Here is a 21504-nt window from a genome sequence, read left to right as displayed (position 1 = left end):
TAATCGCAGCTTGTTTATATAAATAAGAGAGGTGATTATTATGATAAATTATATTTGGTTTTTTATTATAATTATAGGAATAGTTTTTGGCATAATAACTGGGAGGGGAGAAATTGTGTCCAAAGCTATTGTTAATTCCACAGGCTCAACAGTAGAGCTCATAATACAACTATTAGGACTTATGTGTCTCTGGTGTGGAGTAATGAAAATAGCTGAAAAAAGTGGTCTTACATATAAAATATCTAAATTTTTAAAACCCTTATTAAAAATTCTCTTTAAAGAGAGCTCAAAAAATCCTTCAGTTATGGAACCAATGATTATGAATTTAACATCTAATATGATGGGTTTATCAAATGCGGCCACTCCTTTTGGAATAAAAACCATGGATGCCATGGAAAAAGTTAATACAAATAAAGGCACAGCAACAAATGATATGGCTAGATTTTTAGTGTTAAATGCTGCATGTATACAGTTTGTGCCAACCTCAGTTATATCCATAAGGGCAGCTTGTGGTTCAAATAATCCTGGAATAATTATAATACCTGCCATAATAACTACGGGGGTAGCGGCTATTATGGGCATGATATATTGCTCTATTTTAGAACGATATTTTTAAGGTGGTGCTAAGTATTGAATTATGTTATAAAGTCAATAATTCCAATAATAATAGGCTCTGTAATACTACATGGCATGGTTAAAGGAGTAAAAGTATATGAATGCTTTGTAGAAGGTGCAAAGGATGGAATAAAAATATGTATAAAAATATTTCCATATTTACTTGCTATGCTTGTAGCAGTTAGTGTTTTTAGGGAATCTAAGGCCATGGATTATTTAATAAAGCTTGCTAAACCGGTTGTAGGTTTAATTGGGCTTCCACCAGAACTTGTGCCACTTGCCATGGTAAAACCATTATCAGGTAGCGGGGCCATGGGGATATTTGCAGAAACCTTAAAAACTTATGGAGCAGATAGTTATATAGGTTTAGTGGCGTCTATAATGATGGGTTCTACAGAAACAATATTTTATACTATAACTGTATATTATGGTGCTGCAAATATAAAAAAAGTTAGACACACAATTTTTGCAGCAGTATTTGCAGATATAACAGCTATAATTATGGCTGTTATATCTGCAAAGTTTATATCTTAGTTATTTTTTCTGTATTTTTGGGCAAGATTTAGACAATCGGTAGTTTCTTTTATCTTTCCTTGGGCTGTGAGTACATTACTTTTATTGACATATACCTCATAGAAGGTTGGATTAAGTTGTATGGATGCATTGAAATTTTTTAATGCATCATCAAGTTTGTTAAGCTTGTAAAGTGAACAGCCTTTATCATTATAAGCATAACTATTACCTGGGTCTATTTTTATTGCTTTATCAAATTCTTTTATGGCATTGTTATAATCATCAAGCGAAGCAAGACAACTTCCTTTGCTTATAATTGGATTTGAATATTTAGCATTAAGATTAATTGCAGTATCAAACTCTTTAATTGCAGCATTGTAAGATCCAGTCTCTTTTAAAATTGTACCCTTATCAAAATAATAAACAGCGTTCTTTGGATTTATGGATATAGCTTTATTTAAGGCATTAATAGCATCATCATCTTTTCCAAGGTGTCTTAAAGCTAAACTATACTGATTATAAAAATCACCATTGTTAGGTGACAGTTTAAATGCTATTGCATAATATTTATTTGTTTCATCCAGATTATTGAGCCTAGCATATAACATACCTCGGTTAGCATAAGCATCAGCAAGTTTTGGATTTAATTTAATGGCCTTATCAAGACAAGTAGCAGCATCATCATATTTTGCAATAAGCATAGAAGCATAACCTTTTTCATCGAGAAGATCTGCATTGTTTGGTGCTATTTTAAGTGCCTTGTTTAAGGTTGTAATAGCATCTCCGTATTTATTTTCCATGCTTAATGCGTAAGAATTGTACAAATAAGCCTTAATATATTTGGAATCCAAACTTATTGAATGATTAAAGTTAGTTAATGCATTATCATAGTCTTTCATCATGTAATAAGAATAACCTTTACCAGTATATGCTTCTGGATTATGACCATAGCTTTTAATTGCCTTATCATAATATACTATTGCCTCCGAATATTTTTTAGCATTAAATAGGGCATCTGCAGTTGCGATATATTTGTTACTACTGCTTTGACAACCAGAGGTGGAGAATATTATTAATAGTGCAAGAAAAAACATAGCTACATATTTCTTTTTCATTTAGTACACCTCTTATTATTTTTAATGACTATATTATATATTATAAGTAAAGTATTATCAATAAACCGTTAACATAGTATAAAAACCTATGGGTTTTGTGGTATCATAGAATAGGTAAAAAGCATAAGGTGATGGTTTTCTTTTCATTGAATAAAGTAAAAAGGAATGCGAAGCCTGTCAGAAATTTAATAAATGTAGATAGAGGTGGGTGAAGCTAGTGTTTGATATAAAAGAAGAAACTATAAAATACTGGGCGGATGAAATTACCTATGGAGTCGCTGAAAATAGTTATAAAGAAGGAAAAGTTAAGAGGATAAATATTACAAAAAATTATAATAAAGAACTTAAACTAAATGAGACGAGAATAAACTCCTTGGTAGAAGACGAAGACCAAAGTTTATTAAACGAAATAGTGTTTAATGACAAAACAGGGGTAACCAGTGTAAAGTGTCAATGTGGAGGCTTTCGTAACTATTATTTGAATGAAAGAATATGTCCACACGTTGCAGCATCCATGTTTAAATATATAAGAGATGAAGAAAATATAGCTAGTATAAATTTCCATTCCATGAAAGTAGAAAAACTTTTAAATGAAGTTAAGCAGGGTATGATTAAAAAAGAACAACCGTTAAAACCTTTAATTATGGATATAAAGCTAGATATTAGCCCATGGTCCAGTAAAGGTTCCAGCCTAGAACTTAAAATAGGTGAGGAAAAGTTATATGTAGTTAAAAATATGAAAGAATTTATAATGTCTTATCTTGGAAAGAGTAGCCAAATCGAATTTGGAAAAGGGTTTGTGTATAATCCAATGATTCATTATTTTAAAAATGAAGATAAAGAAATTATGAATATAATTGAAGAAATTTACGAAGATGAGGAAAGAAATTCTGGATTTAAATTTAATACAGTCAGCACAGATAAACTATTATATGGTAAAAAGGTTTATCTTACAGATGTTAAAGTAAAAAGATTTCTTAAAATTATTGGAGATAGAAAGATAAATGTTGGGATTAAAGGACAAAATTATAAAAACATAGGGGTCCTTCAAGGCAAAATGCCATTAAAATTTGAATTAATGCAAGAGAAAAATGAAATACAATTACGTCAAATTGGCGGCAAAACCTATCCTATTACAGAAGATGCTGAATATTTGTTTTATGAAGGTGATATATATAGGATTGAGATAGAAAATAAAAGACTGTTTATACCATTTTATAATGCATTTCTAAGGGAAAAAGAAAGTGTTATAAAATTTGAGGTAGAAGATAGTGAGGCAATAGCTTCTTATATAATACCTAGTCTTAAAAAAATTACAGACAATTTAACTATAGATAAAAATTTAGAAGATAAATTTTATGAAGAACCTTTAAATACAAAGATATATTTGGATAAAGCTGATGACATGGTAATAGCCACTGTGAAATTTTGTTATGGAGACATTCAAATAAATCCACTTAGAAAAGAAGAAACAAGAAAAGAAGACACTGTTTTAGTAAGAGACATACAAACAGAACTAAATGTAACCAATTTATTTAGAACATATAAATTCCAAAAATACGGCGATGATTTCATCAATAATGATGAAGAAAATATAGTGGACTTTTTATACACTGGCATAGGTGAAATACAAGATATATGTGAGATATATTATTCTAGTTCTTTTAAAAATTTCAAAATATATGGCACCTCATATTATAGTGGTGGAATTAGATTGAATGATAGCGATTTACTAGAGTTTAATTTTGAAATTGAAGGCGTAGATAAAAGTGAATTAAAAAATATATTTGAAGCTTTAAAGCAGAAGAAAAAGTATTATAGATTAAAAAAAGGTGGATTTGTACCACTTGATTCACCAGACTTAGAAGCTGTAGGTAATATGCTAGAGTATCTAGACATAAATGATTCCGATTTAGAAAAAGGCAATATAGTTATACCAAAATATAGTTCCCTTTATATAGAAGAAAATATAAGGCTTTTTAATATGGATTATTTTAAAAGAAATAAGAAATTTAATGACCTTGTAAATAATATAAAAGATGTGCAAAATGCAGATTTTGCATTACCAAAGGTTCTTGAAAAAACCATGAGAAAATATCAAAGAATAGGATTTAAATGGCTTAAGGCTATGTCCATATGTGGCTTTGGGGGAATCCTTGCAGATGAAATGGGACTTGGTAAAACACTTCAGGTTATAGGTATTTTAGCTTCAGAGGCAAGCGAAGAGAAGGGCACTAGTATTGTTATAGCACCTACTTCTTTAGTTTACAATTGGTATGAAGAAACCCAAAAGTTTTATCCAAGTTTAAAGGTATTAATAATAAATGGTTCAAGGCAGGAAAGAGAAGAATTAATAAAAGGGTACAGAAGTTATGATCTTCTTATAACTTCATATCCACTAATAAGAAGGGATATAGAAGATTATAGTGATGTGAATTTTAAATATTGCATCTTAGATGAAGCTCAACAGATAAAAAATCCAAGTTCCATAAACGCAAGGTCTGTTAAAGCTATTAAGGCAAAGTCATATTTTGCACTTACCGGAACTCCCATTGAAAATTCACTTACGGAGTTATGGTCAATATTTGATTTTATTATGCCAGGATATCTTATGTCACATGGGAAATTTGTTAAAAAGTATGAACAGCCAATTGCAAAATCAAATGATAATAAAGCCTTAAATGACCTTAATAAACATGTTAGACCATTTATATTAAGACGACTTAAAAGTCAAGTTGTTAAGGAGCTTCCACCTAAAATTGAACATAAGATAATCGTTGAAATGGGTGATGAGCAGAAAAAAGTATATGCTGCGTATCTAGCCAATGCAAAGATGGAAATAAATAAAAATATAAAAGAAAAAGGTTTTGATAAAAGCAGGTTGATTATTTTATCTGTGATTACAAGACTAAGACAAATTTGTTGTGATCCTTCTATTTTTATTGAAAATTTTGAAGGAGAAAACGGCAAGCTTATGGCACTTGATAGTATAATTGAGGAAAATATAGGAACGGACCATAGAATCCTTTTATTCTCACAATTTACAAGTTTACTTAAAAACATAAGCGAACATCTTGAGAAAAAGAAAATTGACTATATGTATCTGGATGGGAAAACAAAAATGGAGAAACGAGGAGAACTAGTTAAACAGTTTAATGAAGGTGAAGGAAAAATATTCCTTATATCTTTAAAAGCTGGTGGTACTGGACTTAACTTGACCGGAGCAGATATTGTTATTCACTATGATCCTTGGTGGAATCCAGCTGTTGAGCAACAGGCTTCAGATAGAGCACATAGGATTGGACAGAAAAAAACGGTAGAGATAATAAAACTTATAACAAGAGGTACAATTGAAGAAAAAATATATGAAATTCAAGATAAAAAGAGAAAAATTATAAATAGTGTTATGAAAATGGATAATATAGATGAATCCGTTATACTAAAGATGACGGAAGATGATATTAAAGGGATATTTAGTAATTAATATTAAATATTCCTAATTGGACATAAACTATAAAAAATTTTAATTAGAACAAGTATCTATAGAAAGGTTAAATAGGGTAAAATTTCATGAAATCAGCAGAAAGTATTTATAAAAGATATATCCCTGCTACTGTATGTGAGCAGGAAGGCATTAGTAATACATATTGGTTTGTGTTCAGTTCCAATAAACTTCTAGTAAATATCCAAAAGGATGGTGTTAGTATTCCTTTTGTAAAAACTATAGAAGAATTAAATATAGTTCCCCTAGGGACTCAGCAATATCTTGGTACTTTAGAGGGACAACCATCCTATGCTTTAGAGGTTTCCGAGGAGTCAGCGGATCAAGATGGTATGTGTTTTACAGATTTAAGGTCATTATATGGGCAATTAGAGGAAGATATATTTATTTTGGCAGGAAAAGCACTGCAAATAGTGAATTGGGACAAAAACCATAAGTATTGTGGTGGCTGTGGAACTGAAACAGTTACTATTCAAGGTGAGAGAGCAAAACGTTGTCCAAAATGTGGGCTAATAAATTATACACAGATTTGTCCAGCAGTAATAACAGCAGTGCTAAAGGGTAATAAGATTCTTATGGCACATAATAGCAGTTTTACAGAAAACATGTATAGCCTTATTGCAGGATTCCTTGAACCAGGAGAAACTCTGGAAGAATGTGTCCAGAGAGAGATAATGGAAGAGGTAGGTATAAAGGTTAAAAACATAAAATATTTTGGAAGTCAGCCTTGGCCATTTCCAAATTCAATGATGATTGGGTACGTAGCTGAATATGACAGTGGGGAAATATTAGTTGATGGGGTTGAGATAACAGAAGCAGGGTGGTATGATGCTGAGAATCTCCCGGAATTACCAACTAAAATTAGCATTGCAAGAAAGATAATAGACTGGTACATCCATGATTATTCTCAAAAAAATATTACAGAACATATTGACAATAATAGTGAAAAGTTATAACATGAAGATTGAAGTTTAAAATGCAATGATGGGAAGAGTAATAGATGAAAATGTCATAAAAGAGAGCCGAAATAGGTGAAAGTCGGTGACAAAGAAGTTTATGAACATGGCCCCAGAGTAGGATATCTGAAGTAAAATTAAGATATCACGTAAGCACACGTTACAGTGCAAAGTGATGAAATTATTTTAAGGAGTCACTTAGTGAGATTTTTGCTTTAAAGCAAAAATGAAATAGAGTGGTAACGCGTTAGTTCGCCTCTAAATAAAAGCATATGCTTTTGTTTAGAGGCTTTTTTGTTTTAAAAAAATATACAATATACTAGGAGGAACAAAACAATGAGTGAAAAGAAAAAATATTATATTACAACCCCAATTTATTATCCATCTGAAAAGCTTCATATAGGAAATACCTATACAACAGTTGCAGCAGATGCTATTGCAAGATTTAAAAGACTTTCAGGCTATGACGTAATGCTTCTTACAGGATCAGATGAACATGGTCAAAAGATACAGAGAAAAGCTGAGGAAAAAGGCGTTACCCCTAAAGCCTATGTAGATGAAATAGTATCAGGTATAAAAGACTTATGGAAAATGATGAATATAAGTTATGATAAGTTTATAAGAACTACTGATGAGTATCATGAAAAATCTGTACAAAATATAGTTCAAAAATTATATGAGCAGGGAGATGTGTATAAAGGAGCCTATGAAGGTTGGTACTGTACACCTTGCGAATCCTTTTGGACAGAAACACAACTTGTAGACGGAAAATGTCCGGACTGTGGAAGACCAGTTGAAATGGCAAAAGAAGAGGCATACTTCTTTAAAACAACAAAATATGCAGATAGACTTATAAAATATATAGAAGATCATCCTAGTTTCATTCAACCGGAATCAAGAAAAAATGAAATGCTGAATAATTTCCTAAGACCAGGTCTTGAAGATTTATGTATTTCTAGAACCACTTTTGACTGGGGAATAAGGGCGCCTTTTGATAATAAACATGTAATTTATGTTTGGATAGACGCTCTTTTAAACTATATTACAGCACTAGGATATGGTAGCGAAAACGATGAATTATTTAAAAAATATTGGCCTTGTGATGTTCATCTAATAGGAAAAGATATATTGAGATTTCATACAATCTATTGGCCAATAATATTAATGGCACTTGGCATTGAATTACCTAAACAAGTATTTGGTCATGGATGGCTTTTAGTTGATGGTGGAAAAATGTCAAAATCTAAAGGCAATGTAGTTGATCCCGTGGTATTAATAAATGAATTTGGAGCAGATCCAGTAAGATATTATTTACTACATGAAATTCCTTTTGGTTCTGACGGAGTTTTCAATAATGAAATCTTTATAAAAAAAGTAAATTCAGATCTTGCAAATGATCTTGGAAACCTTGTGTCAAGAACAGCAGCAATGGTAGAAAAGTATTTTGATGGAATTATACCTGGACCATCTGACGCAGAACCTGTAGATAAAGAACTTATAAAATTGGCACTTGAAGCACCTAAAAAGGTAGAAAAAAATATTGATAATCTAAAAATACCTGAAGCACTAGATGAAATTTGGAATCTTATAAGAAGATCAAACAAATATATAGATGAAACCACGCCTTGGATACTTGCAAAGGATGAAAGTAAAAAGGCAAGACTGGGCACAGTATTATATAATTTGCTTGAAAGTCTTAGAATAGTTTCGGTGCTTTTATCAGCATTTTTACCAGAAACAAGTGGCAAGATAAACAAACAGCTTAACATTCATATAACAACTTGGGATAGTTTAAAATCTTTTGATGGTACAAAAATAGGATCAAAACTTGAAAAAGGTGATGTAATATTCCCAAGAATAGACGTAGATGAAAAGCTTGAAATGCTTAATAAAATAAGAGAAGACCAATTAAAGGCAACTCAGCAAGCTAGCGTCCAGCCAATAAAAGATGAAATAACTATAGATGAATTTGATAAACTAGATTTAAGGGTTGTAAAAGTACTTGCATGTGAGCCTGTTAAAAAATCCAACAAGCTTTTAAAGCTAAAGATTGATTTAGCAGGAGAAGAAAGACAGGTTATTTCGGGAATTGCAAAATATTATAAACCAGAAGATCTTATTGGTAAATATGTAGTTCTAGTTGCAAATTTAAAACCTGTAAAATTAAGAGGAGAAATTTCTCAAGGAATGATACTAGCAGCAGCTACAGATGACGATAGCAAACTCTTCGCTGTAACTATACCAGGGCAGCTTCCTACTGGAAGTCAGGTAAGATAAGGATAATTAAAATTGAACTGGATATACTGGGAACGCTCAGTATATCCAGTTTTTGTTTTAGTAACTATAAATCAGCAAATAGTTTATGCTCCTGCCGCATTAAAAACGTTATTAATATTTGGTCTTGATTTTCTTGAAGCTATTGTATATATAATAGTAGCCTTTGTTATTTCAGCAGTATCTAGATCTCGTTCTATAGCAACAGGATTTTCATTATTTTTGGTTCTTGTTGGCGCAGGAATTATAGAAGTATTAGCTGCAATTTTCACGTAGGGGGAAATTTCTCCCACTGGCAGTCACAAATTTTTCAACCTATATATCTAGCGGAGTGCCAATTCAAGGCGTAAGTCTTTCTTTTTCTATTATAGTGTACTGTTCTGTTTTTTGGGATATTTTGTTTTTCAAAAACTAGATATTTAATAAAAATTAAAAACTTTTTGATATACAGAAAACCTAGGAGCTTTATAGTTTCTAGGTTTTTTAATATGAACTTGGAATGTTAATTATTGATGAATTTAGTAGTGCTTTTCACAACCAATTAGAAGAATTATTAATTAGTTATTTTATGGAAACCTCAACAAATGCTCAGATATTTATCGTATCACATTCAACTAATTTATTATCTAATAATATTTTTAGACCGGATCAAGAATATGCAGTTGAATTTCATGGCAACGATGGGAGTTGCATAAATAGATTTTCAAATGAAAAGCCAAGAGAAGCACAAAATATCGAGAAAATGTATGTTAACGGGATATTTGGTGAAATGCCAGTGTATGTGAATGAGTAAGATTAATATATTAGATGAAAACAAGCGTATAGGAAAAGTTCTGTTTATAGTTGAGGGAACTAAAATTGAAATAAATATACTACGAAATGTATTCACCAATATTTTTGCTTATCAATGCGAAAAATTAGACAGGTTAGATAAGTATAGAAGATTAATCTTGTTTAAATCAAAATGGAGACGATATATTTAAAGCAGAGGGACGGTTCTGTAACTATATCAGGGAAGCTCCATATTTAGAAGTGAGCTTAGATAGGGATTATTAAAATATATAACTGGATATACTCAGGGAATTGAGTATATCCAGTTTTTATAGATAGGGAAATAAAGGCTGAGAATGTAGTAATGATTTATAATGTTGATTTGGTGTATTGTAAAACTCACATAGAAAAGATGTAAATTAGTATTATCTTTCGAGTAAATTTACTCAAGAGGATAATATTTAAAATAGATGATAAAAAGAAACATTATAGGTAAAATAAACATATATTGATAAAATATGTTGAATATAGAATCAGATAAGTTTTAAATGAGTTTAATTACTTTTTTTTGATTCTTATAATGTCTATAAGGTGAACTTCATTAGACTAGATAAAAAACATTTAAATACTAAATATGGGAATTACATATTTAGATGATTACTGGGCATGAATGACTAACGTAGTGGAATGTAAAGAAATTTATATTTTTAACATGAAACATAATAATCAGATGTCTGTGTATATTAAAGTAAGCTTGAATTTACATTTTGCTTGTCAAGTTAATAATATAGAAGGGGTGAAATATATGGTTAAACCAAATTGGGATGTCTTTAAAGCAAAATTTAGTGAAAATCCTCAGAATAATTTTGAATGGTTTTATTACTTGCTATTCTGTAAAGAATTTAATATAGAGTATGGGATATTTAGATATAAAAACCAGTGAGCTATAGAAACAAATCCGAGTGAGGTCAATGGTGATGTAGTTGCATGGCAAGCAAAATTTTATGAAACATCGCTTTCAAATCATAAAAAAGATTTAGAGGATACATTAAATAAACTAAAAAGAGATTATCCTAACGTGAATAAGTTGTATATATACTCTAATCAGGAGTGGGGACAAAATAAAGGGCAGATGCCTCAAGGACTAAATGATGTTGAAAAGCTAGCAAAAGGACTAGATATTTGTTTAGAGTGGAAATTAGCTAGTTTCTTTGAATCTGAATTTGTTATAGTAAAAAATGATATTATTTCGAAGCACTTTTTTACATTTGAAAAAAGCCTATTTTCTACATTAGAAGAAATGCAAAAGCATAGCGAGAATCTATTAAAACACATAAACACTCATATCTCTTTTAACGAATTGAAGATACTATTAAGAATAATGAGATTGAGCCGTTTTGGAAAGATGAGTTATTCGCTTCAGTTTTACTTTCAGATTATTCAAGAATATTTTTTGAAGTTTTTAAGAATGAGTTATTGTCAAACAAGTGTAGATTATTGAAAAGATTAACATTTATTTTAAGGATTGCATGCAAGGAAGTTGATGATGAATTTTTCAAGCAATTAGGAGTAAAAGATATAAATCTCTTTACTCTCCAACACATCTTAACCAAGCCAAAAGGAATCGGCTGGGAGTCATTAATCGAATTTGTTTACAATAACATAGAGAAAATTGGGATTGAAAATATTAATTTTGTTTTGCCTTTAATTGACGATTGGAACGGCAAAATAAAAAGCGGGAATACTACTAGATATGCTGGACTTATTGCACTGAAGTTTTATCAGGAGACTATTCAAGGGGATATTTACTATTCACGAGATGATACACTAGAAACTATTTTCAAGACAATTATAAATGGTTCTTATGAATTGAGAAGTGAATTGAAGGATGTTATAACTGAAATACTATGCAATGAATGGAAGAATCATAGATGCCCATATTATGATTTAGCAAAGTTCATCTTGACTAAGCTTGATGGTTTACCTGTCTGTAGAGTATTACCAAATGAAATTTTAGAATTAGCTGATTTTTTTTGGACTTATACACCCCAAAAAAACCATTTGCTTTCGAATATGAGAGATGATGTCGAACATGATTTTGGTATAGAAAAATACTATGGAGATTATCACCCTGCGAGTGCTTATCAAAGCCCTATTTACTGGTTGCTTAAGATTGAACCAAAAGCAACTATGGATTTCATAGTAAGTTTTACAAATAAAGCTGTAAATAAGTATGCTTCTTCAAATCTAGATTCAAGACTTGATAACATAACCGAAGTTGAAGTTAAGTTAAATGACAAAAATCAGAAAAAACAGTACATTAGTCAGTGCTTGTGGGAGATTTACAGAGGGACAAGTTCGCCTGTAAGTCCGAACTTGTTGCAATCTATTCACATGGCTTTGGAAAAGTTTCTTCTTGAAATAGCAGGGATAACGGAAGTCGAAGTGTTAGTAAGTTGGTTAAATTATCTACTCGAATTTTCTGAGAGTGCCTCAATTTCATCTGTAGTGGCAAGTGTTGTTTTGGCATTTCCAGAAAAAACATTTGATACTGCCAAAATTTTATTTAGAACTAGAGAATTCATTATCCGTGATACTCATAGATTGGCTTCAGAACAAAGTGCTAAAACACTATATTCGATAGGACAAAACTTAGGTGTAAGCAAAAATAATATATATGATAATGAGAGGTTAAGGACTTGTGAAGATAAGCATCGTAAGTGGAGTTTAGAAAGTCTCTGTCTAAACTATCAAGTATTTTCAATACAAGAATCTGTAGATGATGAGGCGAAGAAGCGTCAGGAAATTATATGGGAAATTTTAGATAATTATTATAATAAACTACCACCAGAATCTGAACAGGATGAAACTGATAAGACTTGGAGATTGTTTTTAGCAAGAATGGATAGACGGAAGATGAAAATCAATGCTGAAGATACTGATGGGGGCATTCTAATTCAGTTTAAGCCAGAGATAGAACCCAAAATTGATAAGTTTAGAGAGGAAAAGCAAAAGACATATGACGAACATATGCGATATGTTCCATTGAAGTTATGGGCTGATTTCAAATTCAAAAATGATGAAAAATCAAAGAAATATGAGCAATATGATAGCAATCCACAAAATGCATTAGATGAAGTTAGGCAAATATTAGAAAGACTTAACGAGCCTTACAACCCAGATCTTACTCAAACAACACACGCTGAAAATGAGAGATCCCATTTATTTAATTACCCAATACCATCATGTGTATGTGCGGTGTTAGTTGAGCATTATATCGATAAATTGAATGATGAAGATAAAAAATTTTGCAAGGACGTTATAATTGGTAAAGTGATATCCTGTGTACAGCCTAACTATTTCTACCAAGTAGGGGATGGTGTGCAGGAGGCAATTGATTCATTACCAAAACTGATGAAGTTATATCCTGAGGAAAAGAAAATAATAAAATTATTGCTTTTACTTATATTGTTTAAGGATGAATCTGTTGGGGGAATGATATCAACTGAAAGATTCAATATTTTTTCTATGACAGCAATTCATCAAATGTGGGAAAAAGAATTTGATGATGCGCATTCATTACTATTAGGCTACCTAGAATTCGAGCACAAATATAATGAGTTAATAAGTGAAATTCCAAAAGGGGGCTTTGAAAACGGAAATTACAAACCTGATTTAGGAGAATTGTTGAACAGATTTCTAGCTGAAAATGAGATGAATCTCAATAAGATGGTTGATAACGAGTTATCTATTTCAGATTCAGGTAATATTCAAGAGCTTGATTTGTTTATATTATCAAATGCTCTAAAAATGATGCCTAGTAAGTTAGAACATAGAGAACAGATTACTATTGCTTATGAAATAATATCTGTGTTTGCAAGAGAGCTAACGAAAAGTAGAGATGGTGATAAGGTTGATTACATAGTACGTAATGAATTTTTGAAGAAATATGCTTACCTTGTTTTGTATTCAGAAAGTAGTGAAGTACCCAAATTGATGCAACCATTTATAGATAATTTCAATTCATCAGAACCAATTGCAGAGATGTTTCAAGAATTTATTTATGCTGAAGATAGATTGCATATCTATGATAATTTTTGGTTAGTTTGGAATCAGTTCAAAGACAAAATGATTGAAGTGACTGTTAACGGAACAAATAAAAGGGATGTAGATAAAATTATTAAAAGTTACTTATTTGCACAAACACGATGGAACGATACTACTAAAGAGTGGTATTCATTGAAATCAACAAACATGAGATTGATAAGGGAGGTATCTGAGCAGATGGGGCAGCATGCTTCAGTCCTATATTCCATATCTAAACTGTTGAATGATATTGGGAGTCAATTTGTCGCTGATGGACTAATATGGATATCTAATATGTTATCAAAGCATTCAGAATACGAGACTTTAAAGCTGGAAAGGAATACTTCTTATTATATAGAAAATTTGGTAAGAAAATATATTTACAAAGAGCGAGAAGGGATTAAGAAGAACAAACGGTTAAAGCAGAAAATTCTAGTTGTACTAAATTTCCTAATAGAAAAAGGTTCTACTGTCGGCTATATTCTTAGAGAAAATATTATTTAGATTTACGAAAATATGCTTTAAGTAGAAATAGAGTTTATTACTAATTTAGAAAAACGCACTTTGATGCGGTACGGTGAACCATACCACAAGTAAAGGAGGCGTTTTGTTAAAAATAGTAGGGTGAAGTTGGCATTAAATAATAAAACTTATGGATAATATCAACCATACTGGAAATACACCATGTATCAAATTAAGATGCATGGTGTATACCATAATATAATATTCTTAAGGGAGTTTTCGGTTCTGTTCGCTTGATATATAAACCCCGAAGACTTGTCCTAATACTTATTGATGCCAATTATATCCGTTTGTAGAATAATATTTTGATCCATACTCACCTGTTGCTATAAATTGGTTTTCAGAATAAGTTATAGATTGTGTTCTTCCTAAATACATTGTACCATCATAACCTGTATAATACATGCCAGTATTAAAATCAACCATTCTATCACCTGATGCTGTTTGTGACCATGTCATTCCACCATCACTGGTTGTGTATACATAGTTATATGTTGCCATATACTCTGGAATTGGTTGAGCATTAGCTCCTGGCACAGAAGTATATTCATTGTAACATGAACCAATAACAACATCTCCTTTTTCATCAGTTACGATTGATTGAAATTGATCCATATGAGGAGCTAATGCAGACGTTAGAATATTACCATTTGTATCAAGTGTAATTAGGATTCCTTCTGTGTAAGTTCCAGAATTTCCTGTAACATTTGCTAATCCTGCGTAAACATATACGTTATGTACAATATCATGTACAAGTCCTACTTCTTTAATAATCTCAATATTACTAGTAGTTGCAGATGCTGATAATGTCTTAGGCTTAGTTGCAGCATAAACGCTAATTGATGGAACTATTAAAGCTGATGATGCTAAAACTGTAGCAATTAATAAACTCAAAAATCCTTTTTTTAACTTCATAATACTAAAATTCCCCCTCAAATTAAAAATTGTAATAATATTCATATTATACTACAATTAAACTAAAAGTAAAATTTTTATATAAGATACTAAAAATTCAATGTAAAAGTGGTAATTTTCAATTTAGTGTAAATATTAGGATGAAAGTTACGATAACAAAATAGAAGCTTTTAATTAAATTTACAAATAAATAGGAGGAATAGTAGTAATGCAAATTAATAATATTTTTGCTAAAACTTCAATAATCACAAGTCAAAATAAATTAAACACCAAAATACAAAAAAATATTGTTTCAAAAAACAAAATAAAAGTAAATACAGAAATGAAAAGAATAAATGAAATTTTAAATAAACCTTCAAAATCACATGTTTTATCTACTGTATCTTCAATAGATGATTTGTATCAACCAATAGAAGATTATTTTAAAAGTTTATCAACTACAACTAAAACCTATGAAACGTATTCTAATCTTTCTCAAAAACTTCAAAATAATACCTTAAGTGATGACGATGTAAAATCACTTCAAGATTTAGGGTTCATTAAAAGTAATACTAATATCAATACTTTAAGTGATGATGATAAAAAGTCGCTTGAAAAAACACTTCAAACTGGAGAAAATTTTGAAAAGGTACTTATAATGGACTTTACATCATCAAATGCTATTTCTGATATGGATAAATATATAAATAATATTAAACCTAGTGTAAATAAACTATTTGAATCTCTTAATGCTGAAACTAATGTAAATATTAACAGTATTGCAGTTGATTCAGTAGAACAATTTGGATTAAAAGCTAGTAATAATATGAATTTTGATCAACTGTTTAGTGTTAATAATAAAGATGTAAATACTATGCAACTTTCAAGTGATATTAACGCTAATAACAGTGAAAATTCTTACAAATCTTTTGAAAGTAATGGCATTACTTTAAATACTGAAGTATTTTCAAATGCACTTAAGCTTAGTGACAATATAAATTTTGATCAAGTTTTAGATGGAATAAAAAATGCTGAAAATAATTTTTATAAAAATGTAGTAACAAAACTTGATGATATAAATAGCAAATATGGAGATGTAAATAACTCGGATTTTGTAAAGAAAATCGATGCAAATGCATATGAAATAGATACATATGCATAAAAATGAATCTAGGTCATATAAACGATTAATGGACGAATTGTTGACATTCCTAATAACGATAACGCGAACTATTCTTAAAAATTCAATTAAAGATATTTAAGTGATAGCTTATAATTTGTAGGTCAGATAATAAAAAGGTTATCCCTTGCAACTGATATGGTGAACCGTACCATAAGTAAATGCGAACATTTACTAAAATAGGATAAATCCTTATATTATTTGTTTTGCTTATAAAAACTATAACCCATGTTTTGAGTATAAATATGGGTTATAGTTTTTTATTTATACAAAATAATCATATATATTGCTATATGAATTATTCATAAATTGATATAAAATGTAAATATATACAAAAGGAGGTAGAAAAATGAGTGTATGTGATGCTAGTTCTAGTTGGAGTGGGTACCAGTACCAGGGAAAGATAACTATTTATATTGCATTGCAATTAATTAATAAATGTGTTAAGAATCCAATAGGTATGGATATAGGAAAATATTTTATTGAGGTAGAATGCCGTGAAGATTTAGCTATAAAAAAAGAAGATGAGTATATATCTTTTCATCAAGTAAAAGCTAGAAAATATGATATATATATGAATAATTATCTAGAAGCAATAGAAAAGCTATACGATGAAAAGATAAAAAGTCCAAATGCTGATATATTTTTGCATACTGTAGTTAATATTAAAGATTGGGGTGAAGAAAAATATAAAGATTTATATAAATCTAAAATTGAGAAAGGTATTGGTGAAATTAATTTAATAGAAGAAGAAAAAAGTAACTTAACAGATGCCAAAACTATTAAAGAAAAAGATGAAAAAACAAATAAAATACAAGATGAAATTAAATATAATCAATCAAAATATAATGAGAGTCACAAGATTAACAGTATAATTCTCTACAAGTATGGAGATAAAAATGATAAGTTTTGTACATTAGAGGATATAAATGTATATATAGAGGATGAAATAAAAAAATACTTATTATATACGAAACAGAATGAAAAACTTGGAAACATTGATGTTGCATATAATAAATTAGTATGTTACATGGATGAGTATATAAAAAAAAGACATGTAGGTGAGGTTAAAGAATATTTTGCAGTAGAAGACATAAAAAATCTATTGGATACGAGGTATTTAGATAGAGATAGGTTGTTTCATCTATCAAAAATAAAAGATATTTATTGTAGCATTAGCATAGATAATTATTGTAGCTATTTTTGTGATATGAAAGAAGAATGCAGTGTAGAATATTTTGAATGCAAAATATATAAAGTAATCGAACATTTATTAAATATTGATCTTGAGGATTTGGAAAAAATAATAATGAAATTTAATCCACATGTTTTAATTAAAGATTGGGAGTATGATGGAAGAAATTTTGTAAAAGAAGAGGGACTATACTTTTTGTATAAAACAATTATTAGCTATATAGAAAAGGAGGTACTTATTAGTGACACTGTTGTTAAGTATGATAAAGCTGCATTAAGTTATTTACCAACTACAATAAATGTATGTTCAGATGGATTAAAGAAAAGTGCAATTGAAAGATATAAGAAAGCAATAATCAATAATGAATTTTTATTAAATGAATTATTTGAAGATAATGTGTTCATAACTGAAAATCTAGTTAGTGAAAATTTATTAGAATCAATAAATGATGTGGATGAAGTTGATGATATACTTGCAAAAAAACAAGAAGAATATAATGGTAAGAGTTATTTAGTTAATCAAATCAGGTTTAAAGATATTGAAATGGTAACGGAGGAAATAAATAATGATTAATATTATAAGTGATTTACTTAAACTAACAGAATTTATTATAGATAAAGAAAATAATTTTGCAATTAATAATAAAAAACGTATGTTTTATGTATACAAAAATTATAATGGTATTAAGGAATTTAAAGAAAAAGTATATGAAGACCAAAATAAGTTATATGATTATATAACTGGGTTAGAAAATGGAAGTGAAATAAAAAAGAATACTTCATTTATCGTATTGATTAAATTAAATGAAAATAGTGAAAAGAATAATATTCAAGAAGAAATTCTAGATTTAGAAGAAGATAAATACTTTTTTAAAAAATACGTAATTACTTATATAAATGATGAAGTTAATAGTTTTTATAATAAATTAAAAGAATTTGATAATATAATAAATTTCATGGAGAAAAACCTTAATGATAAGGATAAATTTGAAAAATTTAAAGTAAGCAATGAGGTATCATATTATAGCTTGATTTTGAAGATATACATAAAAATTCCACATTTGTCTTGTGGAGATATATTTAGTAAAAAAGAAATAATCAATTTGGAAGATAATATTATAGAAGAAATTAAAGAGGTACAAGATAAAGAAAATGACGATACATTATTAGATTATCATAAAAAGATTATATCTTTAGATGAAAATGATATTGATCGTTATATAGAAAGGATGCTTTTAGAAATAAAGGAGAGTGAGTAAAGTGTATTCTATTAATAGATTAGAAATTAATAATTTTAAGTTAATTGAAGATAAAAAAATAGTTGATTTTTCTAAATGTGATTTAGTTGTATTAGATGGTCCAAACGGATATGGGAAAACTAGTATATTTGATGCAATAGAAATATTAGTAAAAGGAAGTAGAAATTTAGACAAAGTTTTTAATACAGAGTATAAGGATGGAGATAAGCCCGTAGTATTCGCATATAATAAGAATAAGCCTATTATATTAAAAGGTGAATTTATTAATGAAGATGAAGAAAAATTCATAGTAGAAAGAAAAATAGAAGATCCAAGGAATATAGGAAAGATAAGTGATTTGAAAGATAGATTTACTACATATAAATTAAGTAATTTTGAAGAATATAAAGGAAAAGAAATTACACAACAATATATCAATGATATATTGGGATTATATCCTGATGAAGATATTTATAATTTAATATATTATATACAACAAGAAGAAACATTATTTTTTTTAAAGGAGAATGAATATAAAAGAAAAGAAATATTAAATACTCTATTTAATATGGAGAAGGAATGTAAGGAACAAAGTAAAATGCTTAAATTAAGAGATAAACTTAATTCAAAAAGAAAAGAAATTGGTGGAAAAGATGGACAAGGCGGAGAAATTTCTAAGCTGAATAAGGAAATAATTACAATAAAAGATAAAGAAGTTATGGATGTAGAATATAAAAGACTTATAAAAGACAAAAGCATTATATGGGATAATAAATCATTGGAATTATATGATAATACTTTACATAAATCAATAATGGAATTAGGTAGAATAAAATTATTAAGAGAAAATCTAAAAGATTACGAATCAATTTCTTACAATAATAAGATAGATTTTGCTTTGAAAACAGCGCAAGAAGATGTACTAAGGGGAAGCTTTATACTTAAGGGAGAATTACTAGAATATAGTCAAATAATGAAAGATATAAAGTTATGCAATTCTTATAAGAGATTTGTTAAATTTCTAAAATTAGATGATTATGCATCTATACAAGAAATCTTACAAGAAGATAGTGATTTGAAAAGGAATTTGAAAAAGGAATTTGATATAGACAAATTTTATGCTGATATTTTAAATATTGGAACTAGTAATAAAAATGCAAGTCAGTTGGATTCATTAATAATAAACATTAATTCTATCAGAAAAAATCTACAAAAAGAATATGAAAAGTATAATTTAAAAAATAAAGAACAGGATATATGCCCGCTATGTGGATATGATTATACTAAATTAGATACTAAATTAGCTGATACGATACTGGAGAAAGAAAAATATTTTTCTAATCAACTTGATAATAGTATTAAGAATTTAGATCAATTAATAAAAAAAACTAAGGAAGAATTTATAACTCCAATAGTAGAATTTATGGAGAAAGAAATAAATAAGAAAGATATAGACATAGATTATAAGAAGCTATTGGATTTAGCCAACTTAAATGAGATAAGGATAAATAATTTCAATCAGTTTTGTAATGGCAATAATATAAATTTGAAAAAATATGCATTGGATAGAAAAAAATATAATAAGGAAAAAGAAGAAAATAACTTGAATTTATTGAAGGATGAATTAAAATCTAAAAAAAGAAAATTAGAAAATGAAGATATTTTTGTTAATAAAAAAGAAATTGATATAACTTTTTCTAATATTTTTGACAGTAATATTGAAAGAGTCACAAGTTTAACTATTATGGATATAATTAATAAAAAATTATATATAGAGGACACATGTAATAGGCAAGAAAATCTTAGACGAAGTAAAAAAATAAAAGAAAAAGAATTACTAAAAAAGAAGTACTTGAGATTGAATGATGAATACAATAAGTGCAAAAATATAGCTTTAATATATAAAAAATGTATTGATAATTATTCAGATAATATTATTAAAATACTTCAAATACCGTTATACATATATAGTGGTAAAATAATACAAGATTATCAATGTGGATTAGGAGTATTTATAAGAAGTGAAAGTGGAGAACAGCAATTTAGATTGAAATTTGTTAACAGTAATGAATCTAAACATGATTTGCTTAATAAATTTAGTTCGGGTCAATTGTCAGGAGTAATATTAGCCATTATGCTATCTTTAAATAAAGTATTCTCTAACAATAGTTTTAATGCTTTATTAATTGATGATCCGCTTCAAAGTATGGATGATATAAATATGAGCTCATTTGTAGAGCTGTTAAGAAATGAATTTGGAAAATCTCAAATAATACTTTCTACACATGATGAACGTATTTCAAGATATATTAGATATAAGTTTGAAAAATTTAATTTAAAGACAATAAGATATAATGTAAAAGAAGAATTAAAAGTTTAATAAAAAGTGTTAATTAATTATAATGCTGTTATGTCATAATATTAAACAAATAGGATGTAACCAGAGTAAATTAAGTGTGTCTTCAATAATTGACATTTTAATTTGTAATTGTAATGTTTAAAGAAAATAATAAATATACTTAGCACCTATATTAATCTGGAATGTTCATAAATTATGACATAATACTTAAATTAATAATGGGATTAAGAAAGCCTAATGCGACTACCCATTATCCATATAATCTGTAGTTGATGTTGCTAGCTT

At 28.7% G+C, this 21504-nt stretch carries 16 protein-coding genes and 1 other annotated feature; of the genes, 14 read left to right on the top strand and 2 right to left on the bottom strand.

Annotated features, from left to right (window positions below; genetic code table 11):
- Positions 1–40 precede the first annotated feature (40 nt).
- A complete protein-coding gene (locus tag BR66_RS0108135; RefSeq protein WP_026882475.1) occupies positions 41–616 on the top strand; it encodes a nucleoside recognition domain-containing protein in 576 nt (191 codons plus the stop codon).
- Positions 617–630: 14 nt separating this feature from the next.
- A complete protein-coding gene (locus BR66_RS0108130) occupies positions 631–1149 on the top strand; it encodes a spore maturation protein (protein ID WP_026882474.1) in 519 nt (172 codons plus the stop codon).
- Here the strand turns inward: BR66_RS0108130 and BR66_RS0108125 are convergent.
- Positions 1146–2243 (bottom strand): tetratricopeptide repeat protein, encoded by a 1098-nt coding sequence (locus BR66_RS0108125; RefSeq protein ID WP_026882473.1) that lies wholly within the window; start codon positions 2241–2243, stop codon positions 1146–1148. The genes BR66_RS0108130 and BR66_RS0108125 overlap by 4 nt on opposite strands.
- A gap of 217 nt (positions 2244–2460) precedes the next feature.
- On the opposite strand from BR66_RS0108125, the gene BR66_RS0108120 reads away from it, so the two are divergent.
- From BR66_RS0108120 to BR66_RS0108085, 8 genes are all read left to right on the top strand, one after another.
- Positions 2461–5727, top strand: a complete 3267-nt coding sequence (locus BR66_RS0108120) for an SNF2 helicase associated domain-containing protein (RefSeq protein WP_026882472.1) — start codon at positions 2461–2463, stop codon at positions 5725–5727.
- A gap of 86 nt (positions 5728–5813) precedes the next feature.
- Positions 5814–6701 (top strand): NAD(+) diphosphatase, encoded by an 888-nt coding sequence (nudC, locus tag BR66_RS23420; protein ID WP_051624146.1) that lies wholly within the window; start codon positions 5814–5816, stop codon positions 6699–6701.
- Positions 6702–6717: 16 nt separating this feature from the next.
- Positions 6718–6964 (top strand) — a binding site (T-box leader).
- A gap of 46 nt (positions 6965–7010) precedes the next feature.
- Positions 7011–8978, top strand: a complete 1968-nt coding sequence (gene metG, locus BR66_RS0108110; protein ID WP_278246804.1) for a methionine--tRNA ligase — start codon at positions 7011–7013, stop codon at positions 8976–8978.
- A gap of 12 nt (positions 8979–8990) precedes the next feature.
- A complete protein-coding gene (locus tag BR66_RS25645; protein WP_156946257.1) occupies positions 8991–9251 on the top strand; it encodes a hypothetical protein in 261 nt (86 codons plus the stop codon).
- Positions 9252–9474: 223 nt separating this feature from the next.
- Positions 9475–9768, top strand: a complete 294-nt coding sequence (locus tag BR66_RS0108100; RefSeq protein ID WP_026882469.1) for an AAA family ATPase — start codon at positions 9475–9477, stop codon at positions 9766–9768.
- Positions 9761–9958, top strand: a complete 198-nt coding sequence (locus tag BR66_RS25640; RefSeq protein WP_156946256.1) for a hypothetical protein — start codon at positions 9761–9763, stop codon at positions 9956–9958. The genes BR66_RS0108100 and BR66_RS25640 overlap by 8 nt, the downstream gene beginning before the upstream one ends.
- 866 nt (positions 9959–10824) lie before the next feature.
- Positions 10825–11247: a hypothetical protein gene (locus BR66_RS0108090; RefSeq protein WP_026882468.1), complete on the top strand. Its 423-nt coding sequence runs from the start codon at positions 10825–10827 to the stop codon at positions 11245–11247.
- 197 nt (positions 11248–11444) lie between these two features.
- Positions 11445–14336, top strand: a complete 2892-nt coding sequence (locus BR66_RS0108085) for a hypothetical protein (protein ID WP_156946254.1) — start codon at positions 11445–11447, stop codon at positions 14334–14336.
- Positions 14337–14621: 285 nt separating this feature from the next.
- Here the strand turns inward: BR66_RS0108085 and BR66_RS0108080 are convergent, their stop codons facing one another.
- The gene (locus tag BR66_RS0108080; RefSeq protein ID WP_026882466.1) at positions 14622–15269 is read right to left on the bottom strand and encodes a hypothetical protein; all 648 of its coding nucleotides are present in this window, start codon (positions 15267–15269) and stop codon (positions 14622–14624) included.
- Positions 15270–15477: 208 nt separating this feature from the next.
- Between BR66_RS0108080 and BR66_RS0108075 the strand changes: the two genes are divergently transcribed.
- From BR66_RS0108075 to BR66_RS0108060, 4 genes are all read left to right on the top strand, one after another.
- Positions 15478–16410, top strand: coding sequence for a hypothetical protein (locus tag BR66_RS0108075; protein ID WP_026882465.1), 933 nt, complete (start codon positions 15478–15480; stop codon positions 16408–16410).
- Positions 16411–16777: 367 nt separating this feature from the next.
- The gene (locus tag BR66_RS0108070; RefSeq protein WP_026882464.1) at positions 16778–18196 is read left to right on the top strand and encodes an ABC-three component system protein; all 1419 of its coding nucleotides are present in this window, start codon (positions 16778–16780) and stop codon (positions 18194–18196) included.
- On the top strand, positions 18189–18881 hold the full coding sequence (locus tag BR66_RS0108065; RefSeq protein WP_026882463.1) for an ABC-three component system middle component 1: 693 nt from the start codon (positions 18189–18191) through the stop codon (positions 18879–18881). Before BR66_RS0108070 ends, BR66_RS0108065 begins: the two co-directional genes overlap by 8 nt.
- Position 18882: 1 nt before the next feature.
- Positions 18883–21240, top strand: coding sequence for an AAA family ATPase (locus BR66_RS0108060; protein ID WP_026882462.1), 2358 nt, complete (start codon positions 18883–18885; stop codon positions 21238–21240).
- Positions 21241–21504 lie beyond the last annotated feature (264 nt).

The sequence above is a fragment of the Clostridium akagii DSM 12554 genome, from assembly GCF_000686725.1.
Classification (GTDB): domain Bacteria; phylum Bacillota; class Clostridia; order Clostridiales; family Clostridiaceae; genus Clostridium_I; species Clostridium_I akagii.
The sequence above is the reverse complement of the archived record's forward strand: the minus strand, read 5'-3'. Positions and strand labels throughout refer to the sequence as shown.